Origin of the sequence: Actinophytocola sp. (genome assembly GCF_036002505.1) — a bacterium.
Classification (GTDB): domain Bacteria; phylum Actinomycetota; class Actinomycetes; order Mycobacteriales; family Pseudonocardiaceae; genus DASYTH01.
Genome location: NZ_DASYTH010000270.1, coordinates 1 through 13847, shown reverse-complemented (window position 1 = coordinate 13847; position 13847 = coordinate 1). Strand labels below are relative to the sequence as shown.

The following is a 13847-nucleotide window of genomic DNA, read 5'->3' as shown; positions in this document are numbered from 1 at the left end:
ACGCCCACTGTGAGGAAGGCCCCCTTCATCGCACCGCACCCCTCCATCGCGAAACCGCGACGAGCACCGCGGGCCCGGCGCCGGGGTTGCGCAGGCAGCGGAGCGGGAGGCCGTCGAGCCAGATGACGTGGCCGCGGTGGAAGCGCCGCCGCTCGCCGTCCAGGCACTCCAGCTCCAGCACCCCGTCCTCGATGAGAATGAGGGCGTCCGCCCATTCGTCCGGGTCGAAGGGCCGGGAGTCGCCGGCGTCGAGGGTCACCGTGCGGCGCCGGAACGCGGGCGGCAGCGGCCGGGCGAACGGGAGCGGCGCCCGGTCATCGGTCATACACGTTAAGACGCCGGCGGGCCCGGCAATTCATCGGTGAGGCCGAAGACTCCGAACATCGTCGGGCCCATGAAGTTGGCGACGTGGGTGATGCGCCCGCCGCTGATCGTGAGCACCTGCAGGGTGAACGCCCGGAACCGGCCTTCGGAGTTCCGGATGTAGAGCCCGAAGCCGGGCTGCCCGTTGGCCCGCACCGGGAGCAGCCGGAGCTCGCCCGGCCCGCCCGGGCAGCGGAACTTCAGGTGCTGCGCGACGTGCGCGGCGCCTTCGTACCAGCTGACGTACGGCGGCATCTCCCAGACGACGTCCTCGTCGAACATCTCCGCCAGCGCCGGCACGTCCTTGGCCTCGAAGGCGGCGACGTACCGCGCCAGCAGGTCCCGGTCGCCGGTGGTGGAAGGGCCCTCGACCTCGTCCCGCTCCGGCGCGATCTTGTCGAGCTGCGCCCGCGCCCGCTGCAGGATGCTGTTCACCGCCGCGGTGCTGATCCCCAGCAGCTCGGCCACCTCCGCCGCCCGCCAGGCCAGCACCTCGCGCAGGATCAGCACCACCCGCTGCCGCGCCGGCAGATGCTGCAACGCCGCCACCAGGGCCAGCCGGATGCTCTCCCGCGACGTCACGATCGCCGCCGGATCCGAGCTCTCCGCGCCCACCAGCGCGTCCGGCACCGGCTCCAGCCACGGCACCTCGCCGCCGTCGACCAGATCGTCGTCCGGGTGCGAGCTCGTCCCGGCGAGCCCGGTCGGCATCGGCCGCCGCTCCCGGCTCTTCAACGCGGTCAGGCACGTGTTCGTGGCGATCCCGTACAGCCACGTCCGCAGCGACGACCGGCCCTCGAACGTGCCGTACGCCCGCCAGGCCCGCAGATAGGTCTCCTGCACCAGGTCCTCGGCGTCGTGCACCGACCCCATCATCCGGTAGCAGTGCGCGAGCAGCTCCCGCCGGTACGGGTCCGCCAGCCGCTGGAAGTCCTCGGTGACCAGGGTGCTCGTCATGGCCCCCTTCATAGCACGCAAGGTCACGGCTTGACGGCGAGAAAGACGAACGCGGCCAGCAGCACCAGGTGGACGCCGCCCTGCAGCCGGGTGGCTCGCCCCGGAACCACGGTGAGCACACCGGCCACGACGGTGAGCGCGAGCAACACGATCTGCGTGGAGCCGAGGCCGAGCACCAGCGGTCCTTCCAGCCACACCGACGCGAGCGCGATCGCCGGAATGGTCAGCCCGATGCTGGCGATCGCCGACCCGTAGCCCAGGTTGAGGCTGGTCTGGATCCGCTCACGCAGCGCGGCCCGGCCGGCGGCCAGCGATTCCGGCAGCAGCACCAGCAACGCGATCATCACGCCCACGAACGAGGGCGGGAACCCCACCGCCTCGACCCCGGCCTCGATCGCCGGGGACTCCACCTTCGCCAGCCCCACGACGGCCACCAGCGCGACCACGAGCAGCCCGAGGCTGGTCAGCGTCGCCCGGCCGGTCGGCGGCGCGGCGTGCTCCTCCTCGACCACGCCGTCCTCGGTGACCGGAAGGAAGAAATCCCGGTGCCGCACCGTCTGGGTCACCACGAACATCCCGTACAGCGCCAGCGACGCGAGCGCGGCGAACGTGAGCTGGGCCGGGGAGAACTCCGGGCCTGGCCGGGTCGTCGTGAACGTCGGCAGCACCAGGCTCAACGTGGCCAGCGTCGTCACCGTCGCCAGCGCCGCGCCGGTTCCCTCGGGGTTGAACAGCGCCATCCCGTACCGCACCGAACCCAGCAGCAGCGAGAGACCGACGATGCCGTTGGTGGAGATCATGACCGCGGCGAACACGGTGTCCCGGGCCAGCGACGCGGCCTGCTCCCCGCCGGACACCATCACCGTGACGATCAGCGCGACCTCGATGACCGTGACCGCGACCGCCAGCACCAGCGACCCGAACGGCTCACCCACCCGCAGCGCGACGACCTCGGCATGGTGCACCGCCGCCATGACCGTGCCGGCCAGCACCGCCGCCACGACCCCCACGAACACGGCGCCGAGATCACGGCCCCACACCACCGCCAGCATCGCGATCCCCAGCACCGGCACGGCGACCGTCCAGGACATCCGCCGCAGGCCAGCGATCATGCGCCCACCCTGGCACACGCCCGGCCGCCGTGCCTTCTACGGCAGCACGGCCGGCAGACCGAACGCCGGGAAGAGGCTGGCGTCGAAGGTCGTAATCTCGGCGATGAGGCCGTCCACGACCCGGAGCACGTCGAACTTGACGGCGCGGAACTCGGTGTCGCCGTGGGCTTTCAGGTAGCTGGCGGCGGTGGGCATGCGGTTGGCGGGTGGGCACGAGGCGCCACTCGCCGGGGCTTTCCGGGCCGAACGCGCGCTCGAACAGCGGGATGAGCGCGGCGATACCGTCGTAAAGGAACGGGTGCGGCGGCATGGTGACGCGGATGTCCTCGCGCATCAGCTTGACCGAGGTCTCCCAGTCGCCGCGCTGGTGGGCGTGGATGAAACCGTTCAGCAGAGCCAACTCGTCGGCACTGGGGTCCGAAGTGGACCATTCGGCGTGGTCTTCTGGGAGGTGCTCCCGCAGCGTCGCCCGGGCCCGCTGCAACGCGCTGTTCGCCGCGGCGACGCTGAGCTCCAGCAGCGACGCGGTTTCGGTGGCCGGCCAGCCGAGCACGTCGCGCAGGATCAGCACGGCGCGCTGGCGGGCCGGCAGCAACTGGATCGTGGCCAGGTAGGCCAGGCTGATCGTCTCCTTGGTGACCAGGGCGGACTCCGGGTCGGGCTCGGCGGCGGCCTCGTCGAGCAACTGGTCGGGATACGGCGAAAGCCACGGCACCTCGGCGAGCGAGGTCAGCGTCGGCACCTGCCGCCCGCAAAATTCCGGGGAGGCGGGCGAGTCTCGGGCACGCCGGCGGTCCACAGCCCGACCACCCGCACGCCGGCCGGTCCGGCTTCGGCGGCGAGGTAGGAGAGGAACGTCTCGACGGCCGCGTCGGCCGGCCCGGTGCCGCCCATCATCGGTGCCCGGCCCTTCGAGGATCCGCTGGTCAGGGACAGGATCACGCCGCCGCCGGTCTTGGCCATGCGGCGCGCGGCCGCCGTTGCGGTGAGGAACGTGGAGAGCAGGCCGTTGCTGACCGGCGCCGTGAAGTCGGCGGCGCTCATCTCGACCAGCGGCCGGCCCTGCACGTCGCCGCGCTTGATCAGGTTGAACGACACGTCGATCGAGCCGGCGGCGGCGAGCACGGCGTCGGCGTGCTCCTCGACCGCCTTCTCGTCCAGCGCGTCGACGACCGCGACCTCGGCCTTCCCGCCGGCCGCGGTGATCTCGGCGGCGACCGCCTCGAGGCTTTCCCGGTGCGCCCAGTGAGGAACACCCGGGCTCCCTCCCTGGCCATGGCCTTGGCCGTGGCCCCGCCGATGTGCCCACCGCCGCCGTAGATGATCACGTTCTTGTTCCCGAGTAGCTGCGTCATGCCCCTGAAACGACGGCTCGCGCCGAGACTCATCGGTCTCCTACCGACAAATGAAATAGTCTTGACAAGAAAAGTTGTCGGTGAGACGGTAGTCGCGTGTTGGACGTGACGGTGATCGAGGACCCGGCCGCCGCCGAGGTCTCCCTGGACCCGATCCGGGCGCGGTTGCTGGCGGAGCTCGCCGAGCCGAGGTCGGCCACCATGCTGGCCGCGGCCGTCGGCCTGCCCCGGCAGAAGGTCAACTACCACCTGCGCACACTGGAGCAGCACGGGCTGGTGGAGCTGGTGGAGGAGCGCCGCAAGGGCAACGTCACCGAGCGGATGATGCGGGCCACCGCCGCCTCTTACGTGATCTCGCCGGTGGCCCTGGCCGCCGTGCAGCCCGACCCGGACCGCGCGCCGGACCGGCTCTCCGCCCGCTGGCTGCTGGCGCTGGCCGCCCGGATGGTGCGCGAGATCGGCGTGCTGCTCGTCGGTGCGAGCAAGGCCGGCAAGCGGGTCGCCACGTTCGCGCTGGACGCCAAGATCCGCTTCGCGTCCGCGGCCGACCGGTCCGCGTTCGCCGAGGAGCTCACCAACGCGGTCGCCGCGCTGGTCGCCAAGTACCACGACGAGGCCGCCGAGGGTGGCCGCGAGCACCGCGTGATCGTCGCGGTGCACCCGAGTGTCCCTGTTGAAAAAGAGAAGAAGGAGAACTGAGATGCCGCACAAGTTCGAGGTCCGCGAGGAGCTCACCCTGGACGCCACGCCCGAGCAGGTGTGGGAGGCCATCGCCACCGGGCCGGGGATCGACGCCTGGTTCATGGGGCACAGCGAGGTCGGGTCCGGGGTCGGCGGCCGGACCAGGATGAGCATGCCCGGCTGGACCGCCGAGTCGACGATCACGGCGTGGGAGCCCGGCCAGCACTTCGCCTACAAGGGCGACGAGGCCCCGGACGGCACGTTCATGGCGTTCGAATACCTCATCGAGGGCCGTGACGGCGGCAGCACCGTGCTCCGGTTCGTCCACAGTGGATTCCTGCCGGACGACGACTGGGAGTCCGAGTACGACGCGCTGACCAACGGCGACCGCATGTACCTGGAGAAGTTGGCCGTCTACGTCAAGCACTTCGCCGGGATGACCTCGACCTACAACCTGTTCGAGCTGGGTACGCCGGTGGACGGTGAGCGGGCCTGGGACGCGTACCGCTCCGTGTTCGGCATCGGCGCCGACGTCTCGGTCGGGGACAAGACGCGGATCACCGTGCCTGGGCTCGAGCCGGTCGACGGTGTCGTCGAGTTCTACCGGCACCCGTGGTGGGTCGGCGTGCGCACCGACGGCGGTTTCTACACGGCCATGTGGGGCCACCAGAACACCCCGGTGCTCGAGTACTCCGCGTTCAACTCCGATGTGGACGGTGCGCGGATCGAGCAGGCCTGGCAGGCCTGGCTGGGCACGACGTTCGCCTGACGTTTCTGAGCATGGGAGATGGCCACCGCGCTCGGCGTGTGGTACCGCGACGAGTCTGCCGGGGCTGGACCTGACCAGCGTGGCGCTCTCCCTGGCCGCCATCCTGCCGGTGATCTACGGGCTGAAGTCGTTGGCGCGCAACGGATGGACGGTGTCGTCGGGCGTGGCGATCGTGGCCGGGCTGGCGTTCGCGGTGGTGTTCGTGGCCCGGCATGGGAGGTTGGCGCACCCGCTGCTGGACCTCGGTCTGTTCCGCAGCCGCACGTTCACCGTGGCGCTTGGCACCATGTTGCTCGGCGGGATCGTGATGGCCGGCGTGTCCCTGATGTCCACGCTGCACCTGCAGGTGGTGAGCGCGCTCTCGCCGATGGGTGCCGGGCTGTGGATACTGCCGGTGAACATCGGCCTGATCGCCGGTTCGCTCTCCGGTCCGGTGTTCGCCAAGCGCTTCCGGGTATCCACGGTGGTCGCCGCCGGCCTGGGCGTCGGTGCGTTCGGCCTGCTGCTGCAGAGCCAGGCGTCCGCGTCCGGCGGGCTGGGCCTGGTGGTGAGCGTGCTGGTGCTGGCCTCGTTCGGGATCGCTCTGCCCATGGCGCTGACCATGAACCTGATCCTGGGCGCGACCCCGCCGGAGAAGGCCGGGGCGGCCGCCTCCCTGCAGGAGACCGGTGGCGAGTTCGGCGTGGCGCTCGGCGTGGCCGCGATGGGCACCCTGATCTACCGCGGCGAGCTGTCCGGCACCACTGTGCCGGACACCGCCCGGGAGAGCCTGACCGCCGCGGTGATCTTCGCCGGCCTGGCCGTCACCGTCGCGATCGTCCTGGGCGGCGCCGAGCGGTCCACCGAACCGGTCGCCGACGTTCCCGAATTGGTCTGAAATCGAGGCAACCCGCACTCCCTTTCCCGCGTGGATGTGGTGTGACCAGCAGGGGGTCACGGCACCACGAACTCGGGAAAGGGAGTGCGACCAATGTTCATGCGAAGATTGGCCACGGTATTGACCGGAACGCTGATCACGATCTCGGCGATCGGCGTCACCTCAACGGCCTCGGCGGCGCCGAGCAAACCGGCGCCGCCGACCGGTCCGGGTACGGACGCGCTCGTCGCTTACCTTCTCTACAACGACACCACGGGCAAGTGCGCCGATGTTCCGGGATTCGGTGCGGGCAGGGTCGACGGCCCGATCAACCAGTACACCTGCGACGGGACCGCGAACGACAACCAGCTGTGGTACTTCCACTTCATCGGTTACACCCCCAACTGGGAGCCGCTCTACCAGATCCAGAACGCCAAGGACGGGCTGTGCGTGGACGTCCCGAACTTCGGCGCGGTCCCGGCCACCACGAAGGTGAGCGAATACTATTGCCGCGGCGCCGAGGACAATCAGTTCTACCGCCTCTCCTGGCGTTACGACGGCTACTGGATCGTCAACGACAAGAGCGGCCTGTGCCTCGACGTGGACGGCTTCGCCACCGGTGGCAACGACGCCCGCCTGACGCTGTACTACTGCAGCGACTACGACGACCACATCTGGCAGCTGCTGTAATGCAGATCCATTGATTACCCGGGCGAGTCAAGAAGTTGGGTGACGCGCAGGGCCGCCGCGAGAATGTCCGGATTCGGAGTGCGGGAATAAGCCTCGGCCGCAGTATCGGTGAACTTGATGACGTGCTCGTCTCCATGGGCGGCGGCCCGGTCGAGAACCTCGGCGACCGGGTCGCCGGCCTGTGTCGGTTCGGGCAGGTTTTCCCTTGGCGCGCCGGCAAGGGGAGCGTAGGTGGAGATGATCGCCGCGCTCGCCGCCCAGGCCGCGGCCAGGCTCGGCGCCCACAAGTCGCGGGGCAGCACCGGCAGCGTGTTGAGCACGGCGTTCGGCGCGGTGGCGGTGTGGACGAGGAGGACCGGGCTACCGTGGCCGTGCGTGAGGTACTTGAGCGTGGCGGCGGCGACCAGGTCCTCCAGCCGGCGGCGGGCGTCGTCCGGGTCGGTGGCGGGGCGCAGGGCGGCCACCGCCCCCGGGAACGCGGCCAGCTCGCCAAGCTGCCCGAAGCGGGAGGCCAGAACGCTTTCCTGAGCGGGGATCCGGGGGACCTCGTCAATGGCCTCCGCCGCGTCCAGGTTCCCGGTAAGCCCTGCGGCACCGGGAACAGGGAGGTAGCGGGCCGCCCACCAGGCGAGCCCGTGGGCCAGCTCGGTGACCGCCTGCGGGCTCTCGTCACCGCCGATCAGGGCCCGAACCGCGTGGCTGACCCGGATCACCCCGTGGGTGGCGCCGGCGACGATGCCGGGGAGCAGGCGTGGCCACCAGGTGAGAAGGACTTCGTGCCAGGGGCGTTCCCCGACCAGGCGGCCGAAGTAGACCACCCAGTCCCCGATCCTCGCGAAGTCGGAGAGTGCTTCGTGCCAGGTCTGATCGGTGATCGGCTCCCGGGCCGTGGGGAGTTCGTCGAGGCGCCCGATGTAGGCGTCGAGCCAGGCGGGAACCTGGTCCTCGCGGCCGCGGCGGACGAGGACCTCGGCGGCCATCGGACCGTGGTTGGACAGGTTCCCGCCCCACTCGGGGCCGGTACCGTGAAGGCGCTGGTAGGCCTCGTCCAAGATCGCGTTCATGATCATCCCCAGGGTGTGTTGGTGGTGCTGAGCCCGAGGCTACCTTGATCTTGGGGGTGTTCGTTGGGGTGAGGTTCGGGGTGTTTGGGGTTCGCCCTGGGGTGCTGTGTGTGGGGGTTCGTGGGGGCGCCGCCCCCGAACCAACCCCCAAATACAGCACCTTGGCCACCCCGAAGTGCGCACCAACCCCAAATACGCTCAGTCGGGCAGAATCGGCATCTCCATCCCCGGGTCCCGCCCCAACAGTACCGCCCGCGTAATCGAAGTCTTCCCGAACCGCGTCTGTACCCGATCCAGCACCGCATCCAACTCCGGATTCAAATGCTCATCGAACGGTAGCATCAACTGTAGCGCGCCACTGTTGTCCAGGTTCGTCACCGCGATCCCGATCAACGTTATGCCATTGTCCGTTATCAGCGGCATGGTGGCGGTGAGCAGCGACCGCGCGGTGCCGAGGATGAGCTCGGTGGTGGAGGTGTTGCGGGGGAGTGTGTGCGACCGCGTGATGCGGGTGTAGTCGCCGAAGCGCAGGCGCAACACCACTGTCCGGCCGGTGCGGTTGGCGGCGCGCATGCGGCGGGTTACGCGGTCTACCAAGGTTATGAGGGCGGCGTCCAGGTCGGCTGATGACTTGGGGCGGCGGCCCAGGGCGCGTTGGGCGCCGATGGATCTGCGGCGGTGGCCGACCACGACGCGGCGGGGGTCGTAGTTGTGGGCGAGGGCGTGGAGGTGGCGGCCGGCGGCGCGGCCGAGCATGGCGACGAGGCTGGATTCGGCGAGTTTGGCTACGTCGCCGACCGTCATGACGCCGCGGTCGTTCAACTTCGTCGCGGTCTTGTCGCCGACGCCCCACAACCGGCCGACCGGCAAGGGATGGAGGAAGGCCAACTCCCGGTCGGGCGGGACGACCAGGAGGCCGTCGGGTTTGGCTACGCGGCTGGCGACTTTGGCGAGGAACTTGGTGCGGGCGACCCCGACCGTGATGGGGAGGCCCACGCGGTCGCGGACCTCGTCGCGCAGGCGGGCGGCTATCTCGGGTGGGGTGCCGCGGATCTTGCGGAGGCCGCCGACGTCCAGGAACGCCTCGTCGATGGAGATGCCCTCGACCAACGGCGTCGTGTCGTGGAAGACCTCGAACACCGCCTTGCTGGCCTCCGAGTATGCGGAGAACCGGGCGGGGACGACGATCGCGTGCGGGCAGAGGCGGCGGGCCTGGCCGCCGCCCATGGCGGTGCGGACGCCGTAGGCCTTGGCCTCGTAGCTGGCGGCGAGGACCACGCCGCCGCCGACGATGACCGGGCGGCCGCGGAGGTGCGGGTGGTCGCGCTGCTCCACGGAGGCATAGAAGGAGTCGAGGTCCGCGTGCAGGATGGTGGCCTCGCTCGACACGAACATATGTTCGCATAGGAGACCGACAACCGCGTCTGAACCGATACGGCTGAGCAGGGGGTGCGGGCGGTGTCGATTAGTCCGGGGCAGCTTCGTCGTCATAAGTGACAGCAGTGAACATCCCAGCTCCACCGAAGGAGAACACCATGAGCACCGTCACCGCCCTGCCGACGCTGAGCCACCGGGACCGCGCCATTCTGCGGGCCGTCGCCGCCGGTCGCTGCCAGATCTCCGGGGGTGCCTGCGCGGCGCTCACCGTGGACGGGCTCAGCTGCTGCGACCAGTTCGTGGCGAACCGGTTGGCCGGCGCGGGTCTGATCGCCGCGCCCGGACCCCGACCCGAACCCGCGCGGCTGACCGACTCCGGACTGGCGCTGCTGGCCGCGGCATGACTAAGCCGTGTGCGCCACGAGCGCCGTGAGCACCGTGGGCCAGGTCGGCCGCGGCGGCACCTCGTGCCCGACTCCCTCCAGGGGGAGGAGCCGGGCACCGGGTATCTCCGCGGCCAGCGCCTCGCCGTGCGGGAACGGGAACAGCGGGTCGCGCGTCCCGTGGATCACCAGGGTGGGCGCGGTGATCCGGCCGAGCCGGGGCCGGAGCCGCTCGCCGTCGTCATCGCCGCCGATCATGATCCAGTGGTTGGACAGCGAGGACTTCAGGTTCACCGTGCGGTCCATCACCCGCGCCGCCGTCGCGCGCCGCTCCGCCTCGTCCCAGCCGACAACTCCGCGGAACGGGAGCTCGCCGGCGACCATGTAGTCGATCACCGCGGCCCGGTCCGACCAGTCCGGTTCGGGCGGCGGGTTGTCGAAGAACGCCCGGAGCTCCGGCACCACCGGCGGCAGGTCGTCGGCCGGCCCGGAGCTGGTGGCGATCAGGGTCAGCGACGCGACCCGGTCGGGGTGCTCGATGGCCAGGACCTGGGCCATGCCGCCGCCCATGGAGACCCCGACGAGGTGCGCGCGGGCCACGCCGAGGGCGTCCAGGATGCCCAGCGCGTCGGCCCGCAGGTCACTCCCGGTGTAGCCCGGCTCCCCCGGCGGGTAGCTGGTCGAGCGCCCGGTATCCCTGTGGTCGTAACGGATCACGAACCGCGACGCGGCCGCGAGCTGGACACAGAACTCCTCCGGCCAGCCGTCCAGGGAACTGGTCGAGCCGGCGATCAGCAGGATCGCCGGCTCGGACGGCTCGCCGAAGGTCTGCACGCACAGGTCGACCCCGTTCGCCCGCACGATCCGTTCAGCGCTCACAAGGTCGATCATGCCCGATCATGAGTGAGCGTGGGCGCGGCGCACGATCCGGTCGCCGGCGAGGCCCACGGTGATCAGGGCGAGGGCGCTGGCGAAGTGCAGCACGTGGTCGGGGGCGTTGAGGGCCAGGATGTTCAGCGAGCCGGAGCCGATGACCAGGCCGATCAGGCCGACCAGCAGGTAGACCGCGCCGACCAGGGTGTTCACGCCCTTCGACACCGTGTTGCCGGCCGCGGCGGCGCCGATCAGGGCCGCGCCGACGAGCAGGTGCACCACGTTGTGCAGGCCGTTGACGGCGAAGATGCCGAGCAGGTGGCCGCCCTCGTGGCCGGCGAACGCGTGGTCACCGGACACGGTGAACCCGATCAGGCCCACCAGCACGTACACCGCGCCGAAGGCGTATCCGACCAGCTGGTTGGTAGTGCGAGACATGTGTCCTCCTTCTAACCCGGGGAAGGTTCCACGCGCCATTCGGAACAACCCGCGCCGCGGATTGGCCAATCCGTCCGGCATCCGGCCACGAATGCCCGGTGCTAAGGGACGTACCTCGACACAAGGAGATCACGGCATGCGTGCGTCACGTATGGTCGCGGCGGTGGCCGGCGGGTTCGCGGTGATGATCACGGCCGGGTGCGGCAGCGGTGGCACGTCGTCATCCGGCACCCAGGCGGCGCCGGCGACGACAACCACCACGGCGGCCGCGAGCGGAGAGTTCGGCTCGGCCTGCGCGGCGGTGCCGAAGGACGGGCCGGGCAGCTTCTCCGGCATGGCCAAGGATCCGGTGGCCACCGCGGCGTCCAACAATCCCGTACTGTCCACTTTGGTCACCGCGGTGACCGCGGCCGGTCTGGTGGACACGCTCAACGGTGCCAAGGACATCACGGTGTTCGCGCCCACCAACGACGCGTTCGCCAAGATCCCGAAGGCCAACCTCGACGCGGTGCTGGCGGACAAGGACATGCTGACGAAGGTGCTGACCTACCACGTGGTGGGCAAGACGGTCACGCCGGACGCCCTCACCTCGGGCATGTTCGAGACCCTGGCGAAGGGCACCGTGCGCACCTCGGGCAGCGGCCAGAACTTCATGGTCAACGACGCCAAGGTGGTCTGCGGCAACGTGAAGACGGCCAACGCCACCGTGTACATCATCGACACGGTGCTGCTGCCGCCGGCGGCCTGACCGTGCAACCGGTTGTGGGACATACTCCGTGATATCAGCGGAGGTGTCCCATGACCGGACGTCGGGTCGCGTTGTCGGTTGTGATCATGGTGCTCGCCGTGGCGGGCGTCCTCGTCGCCGTGTTCTGGCGCGGCGGCACGGAACCGCAGGGCTCGCCGCCCGCCGGGTCCGTGACGGATCTGCCCGCCGGCTGGCGCTGGGAGGCCTACGGCGGCATCGAGGTGCAGGTGCCCGCGGACTGGGGCTACGGCACCACGAACACCCCGCCCTGCCTGACCCGGGAGAAGAGCAAGCCGTACATCGGCCGCCCCGGAGCGGTACCGCTGATCAAGTGCTCCGGCCCGCCCGTGCCGGCCCTGGACCTGCGTGCCCCGTATCTGTGGTTCAGCACCAAGGGCACGGACGGAGCGCAGACCTATGACGGCGGCTGGGTCGCGGAGACCCGCACCGTCGGCGCCACCACGTTCACCGTGTTCAGTGACGATCCCACGCTGCGCGCCCGAATCCTCGGCTCCGCGCGCCCGGCCACCGGCACGAAGGACACCGACTGCCCGGCCGACCACCCGGCCACGAAGAACCACGACGCCCGGCCCGACCCGGGAAAGCCCGGCCTCACCGGCAACCTCGAGTCAATGACCATCTGCCGCTACTCGCTGACCGATCGCCGGTCCGGACCGGCGATGCTGTCCACCAGCCGGCTCACCGGCGCGGAGGCCGCCGCGGTGGCCAACGCGATCCTGGCCGCCCCGGAGGGCACCGGCCCGGACAGCCCGGAGAACTGCGCCGCCGAATACGCCTACGGCGACGAGCTGCTCGTCCTCAGAATCCCCGGCGGCACCGAGGTTTTCGTCCGCTACAGCGGCTGCGTCGGGCACGGCTTCGACGACGGCCACATCCGCCGCCGGCTCACCGCCGACGCCGTCCGCCCGCTCCTGTCCGGCCCGCACAGCCCCATGTCCCTCATCGGCCCGGTCGCCGAACTGGTCTGGGGAGTCAAATAGGGAGGGGCACTACCGGACGAGCCGGAAGAATGCGCGCACCTCGGCGACGAACAGCTCCGGTTGCTCGAATGCAGCGAAATGGCCACCGCGCGGCGGTTCGTTCCAGTAGACGATGTTGGTGAACCGCCTGCCGGCCCAGCGCCGGGACGGCCGCACGGTTTCCCGGGGGAAGATGGACGCTCCGGTCGGGACACTCACGGTGTCCGATGTGGACTTGAGGATCCAGTCGGAGATCTGCCGGAAGCTCTCCCGGTAGAGCCGGGCGGCCGAGGCGCCGGTCCGGGGAAGCCAGTAGAGCATCAGGTTGTCGAGCAGTTGGTCGCGGGTGAGGGCGTCCTCGGGGCTGCCCGCCGAGTCGGTCCAGGACTGGAACTTCTCGATGATCCAGGCGCACAGCCCGGCCGGCGAGTCGACCAGGCTGTACCCGATCGTCTGCGGTTTGGTGGACATCTCGGTGGCGTAGCCGGTTTCCCAGGTGCCGATCTCCTTGAGCTCCTCGAGCCAGGCGCGCTCGGCGTCGCTGAGGTCGTCGAACGTCGCCGGATCCGGCGCGGCCAGCGGGGGAGTGAGGTGGATGCCGGCGACCCGGGACGGGTGCTGCAGGCCGAGGCAGGTGGAGACGCTGGTGCCCCAGTCGCCGCCCTGCGCGCCGAACCGGGGGTAGCCGAGCCGGTCCATCAGCACCGCCCAGGCGTCGGCGATGCGCTGCACCGTCCAACCGGGACGGTCCGGCTTGTCGCTGAACCCGAAGCCCGGCAACGAGGGGCACACCACGTGGAACGCGTCCGCCGGGTCATCGGGCTCCGTCAGCGGGCCGATCACGGCCTCGAACTCGACGATCGAGCCCGGCCAGCCGTGCGTGAGCACCAGCGGCAGCGCGTCCGGATGGGGCGACCGGGCGTGCACGAAGTGGACACCCAGGCCGTCGATCTCGGTGCGGAACTGGGGAAGCGCGTTCAGCCGGGCCTCGGTCGCCCGCCAGTCGTACGCATCCGCCCAGTATGCGCACAGCTCGCGCAGGTAGCCGACCGGAACGCCGTGCGACCAGTCGCCGACCGGCTCGGGCTCCGGCCATCGCGTGCGCCGCAGCCGGTCGCGCAGGTCGGCGAGCTCGGCGTCGGTGACCTCGAGACGGAACGGGACGACCTCGTCACTGCTCATGTAACCCGACGGTAGCAGT

At 70.4% G+C, this 13847-nt stretch carries 16 protein-coding genes and 1 pseudogene; 7 read left to right on the top strand and 10 right to left on the bottom strand.

Translation table 11 applies throughout. The annotated features are described in order from the left end of the window. Positions 1–25: 25 nt before the first annotated feature. From VGR06_RS23850 to VGR06_RS23830, 5 genes and pseudogenes are all read right to left on the bottom strand, one after another. Positions 26–325 carry a hypothetical protein gene (locus VGR06_RS23850; RefSeq protein ID WP_327561340.1) on the bottom strand — a complete coding sequence of 100 codons (300 nt, stop codon included), beginning with the start codon at positions 323–325 and terminating at the stop codon, positions 26–28. A gap of 5 nt (positions 326–330) precedes the next feature. Beyond that, complete coding sequence (locus tag VGR06_RS23845) at positions 331–1320, bottom strand: sigma-70 family RNA polymerase sigma factor (RefSeq protein ID WP_327561339.1); 990 nt, start codon at positions 1318–1320, stop codon at positions 331–333. 23 nt (positions 1321–1343) lie between these two features. After that, positions 1344–2432, bottom strand: coding sequence for an ionic transporter y4hA (locus VGR06_RS23840; RefSeq protein WP_327561338.1), 1089 nt, complete (start codon positions 2430–2432; stop codon positions 1344–1346). Further along, positions 2347–3117 carry a sigma factor-like helix-turn-helix DNA-binding protein gene (locus VGR06_RS23835; protein ID WP_327561337.1) on the bottom strand — a complete coding sequence of 257 codons (771 nt, stop codon included), beginning with the start codon at positions 3115–3117 and terminating at the stop codon, positions 2347–2349. Before VGR06_RS23835 ends, VGR06_RS23840 begins: the two co-directional genes overlap by 86 nt. 44 nt (positions 3118–3161) lie before the next feature. Continuing rightward, positions 3162–3656, bottom strand: a pseudogene (locus VGR06_RS23830) (SDR family oxidoreductase); the annotation flags it as partial. A gap of 227 nt (positions 3657–3883) precedes the next feature. On the opposite strand from VGR06_RS23830, the gene VGR06_RS23825 reads away from it, so the two are divergent. The 4 genes from VGR06_RS23825 (at position 3884) to VGR06_RS23810 (ending at position 6783) form a co-directional block, all read left to right on the top strand. Continuing rightward, complete coding sequence (locus VGR06_RS23825) at positions 3884–4486, top strand: helix-turn-helix domain-containing protein (protein WP_327561336.1); 603 nt, start codon at positions 3884–3886, stop codon at positions 4484–4486. A 1-nt stretch (position 4487) separates the two neighbouring features. Next, on the top strand, positions 4488–5237 hold the full coding sequence (locus VGR06_RS23820) for an SRPBCC domain-containing protein (protein ID WP_327561335.1): 750 nt from the start codon (positions 4488–4490) through the stop codon (positions 5235–5237). Between the two features lie 79 nt (positions 5238–5316). Then, positions 5317–6114, top strand: coding sequence for a hypothetical protein (locus VGR06_RS23815; RefSeq protein ID WP_327561334.1), 798 nt, complete (start codon positions 5317–5319; stop codon positions 6112–6114). Between the two features lie 93 nt (positions 6115–6207). After that, positions 6208–6783, top strand: coding sequence for an RICIN domain-containing protein (locus VGR06_RS23810; RefSeq protein ID WP_327561333.1), 576 nt, complete (start codon positions 6208–6210; stop codon positions 6781–6783). 14 nt (positions 6784–6797) lie between these two features. Here the strand turns inward: VGR06_RS23810 and VGR06_RS23805 are convergent, their stop codons facing one another. Together VGR06_RS23805 and dinB are read right to left on the bottom strand one after the other, a co-directional pair. Further along, positions 6798–7847 carry a questin oxidase family protein gene (locus VGR06_RS23805; RefSeq protein ID WP_327561332.1) on the bottom strand — a complete coding sequence of 350 codons (1050 nt, stop codon included), beginning with the start codon at positions 7845–7847 and terminating at the stop codon, positions 6798–6800. 198 nt (positions 7848–8045) lie between these two features. Further along, positions 8046–9242 (bottom strand): DNA polymerase IV, encoded by a 1197-nt coding sequence (dinB, locus tag VGR06_RS23800; RefSeq protein ID WP_327561331.1) that lies wholly within the window; start codon positions 9240–9242, stop codon positions 8046–8048. A gap of 140 nt (positions 9243–9382) precedes the next feature. Here dinB and VGR06_RS23795 point away from each other — a divergent pair, with 140 nt between their 5' ends. Further along, positions 9383–9628 carry a hypothetical protein gene (locus VGR06_RS23795; protein WP_327561330.1) on the top strand — a complete coding sequence of 82 codons (246 nt, stop codon included), beginning with the start codon at positions 9383–9385 and terminating at the stop codon, positions 9626–9628. Here VGR06_RS23795 and VGR06_RS23790 read toward each other — a convergent pair whose 3' ends face one another. Both VGR06_RS23790 and VGR06_RS23785 read right to left on the bottom strand, forming a co-directional pair. Continuing rightward, entirely contained in the window at positions 9629–10486 is an 858-nt protein-coding gene (locus VGR06_RS23790; protein ID WP_327561329.1) for an alpha/beta hydrolase, read from the bottom strand. It lies immediately after the preceding gene. Between the two features lie 18 nt (positions 10487–10504). Then, entirely contained in the window at positions 10505–10918 is a 414-nt protein-coding gene (locus VGR06_RS23785) for a DUF4383 domain-containing protein (RefSeq protein ID WP_327561328.1), read from the bottom strand. 136 nt (positions 10919–11054) lie between these two features. Here VGR06_RS23785 and VGR06_RS23780 point away from each other — a divergent pair, with 136 nt between their 5' ends. After that, entirely contained in the window at positions 11055–11666 is a 612-nt protein-coding gene (locus VGR06_RS23780) for a fasciclin domain-containing protein (RefSeq protein WP_327561327.1), read from the top strand. A gap of 50 nt (positions 11667–11716) precedes the next feature. Further along, positions 11717–12667 (top strand): hypothetical protein, encoded by a 951-nt coding sequence (locus tag VGR06_RS23775; RefSeq protein ID WP_327561326.1) that lies wholly within the window; start codon positions 11717–11719, stop codon positions 12665–12667. Between the two features lie 9 nt (positions 12668–12676). On the opposite strand, the gene VGR06_RS23770 is transcribed toward VGR06_RS23775, so the two are convergent. After that, a complete protein-coding gene (locus VGR06_RS23770; protein ID WP_327561325.1) occupies positions 12677–13828 on the bottom strand; it encodes an epoxide hydrolase family protein in 1152 nt (383 codons plus the stop codon). Between the last annotated feature and the right edge of the window lie 19 nt (positions 13829–13847).

Excerpts from the sequence above, each read along its gene's own strand:
- VGR06_RS23785 (WP_327561328.1), bottom strand. The coding sequence starts at position 10,918 with ATGTCTCGCACTACCAACCAGCTGGTCGGATACGCCTTCGGCGCGGTG.
- VGR06_RS23840 (WP_327561338.1), bottom strand. The coding sequence starts at position 2,432 with ATGATCGCTGGCCTGCGGCGGATGTCCTGGACGGTCGCCGTGCCGGTG.
- VGR06_RS23775 (WP_327561326.1), top strand. The coding sequence starts at position 11,717 with ATGACCGGACGTCGGGTCGCGTTGTCGGTTGTGATCATGGTGCTCGCC.
- VGR06_RS23770 (WP_327561325.1), bottom strand. The coding sequence starts at position 13,828 with ATGAGCAGTGACGAGGTCGTCCCGTTCCGTCTCGAGGTCACCGACGCC.
- VGR06_RS23810 (WP_327561333.1), top strand. The coding sequence starts at position 6,208 with ATGTTCATGCGAAGATTGGCCACGGTATTGACCGGAACGCTGATCACG.
- VGR06_RS23780 (WP_327561327.1), top strand. The coding sequence starts at position 11,055 with ATGCGTGCGTCACGTATGGTCGCGGCGGTGGCCGGCGGGTTCGCGGTG.
- VGR06_RS23795 (WP_327561330.1), top strand. The coding sequence starts at position 9,383 with ATGAGCACCGTCACCGCCCTGCCGACGCTGAGCCACCGGGACCGCGCC.
- VGR06_RS23805 (WP_327561332.1), bottom strand. The coding sequence starts at position 7,847 with ATGAACGCGATCTTGGACGAGGCCTACCAGCGCCTTCACGGTACCGGC.
- VGR06_RS23850 (WP_327561340.1), bottom strand. The coding sequence starts at position 325 with ATGACCGATGACCGGGCGCCGCTCCCGTTCGCCCGGCCGCTGCCGCCC.
- dinB (WP_327561331.1), bottom strand. The coding sequence starts at position 9,242 with ATGTTCGTGTCGAGCGAGGCCACCATCCTGCACGCGGACCTCGACTCC.
- VGR06_RS23845 (WP_327561339.1), bottom strand. The coding sequence starts at position 1,320 with ATGACGAGCACCCTGGTCACCGAGGACTTCCAGCGGCTGGCGGACCCG.
- VGR06_RS23820 (WP_327561335.1), top strand. The coding sequence starts at position 4,488 with ATGCCGCACAAGTTCGAGGTCCGCGAGGAGCTCACCCTGGACGCCACG.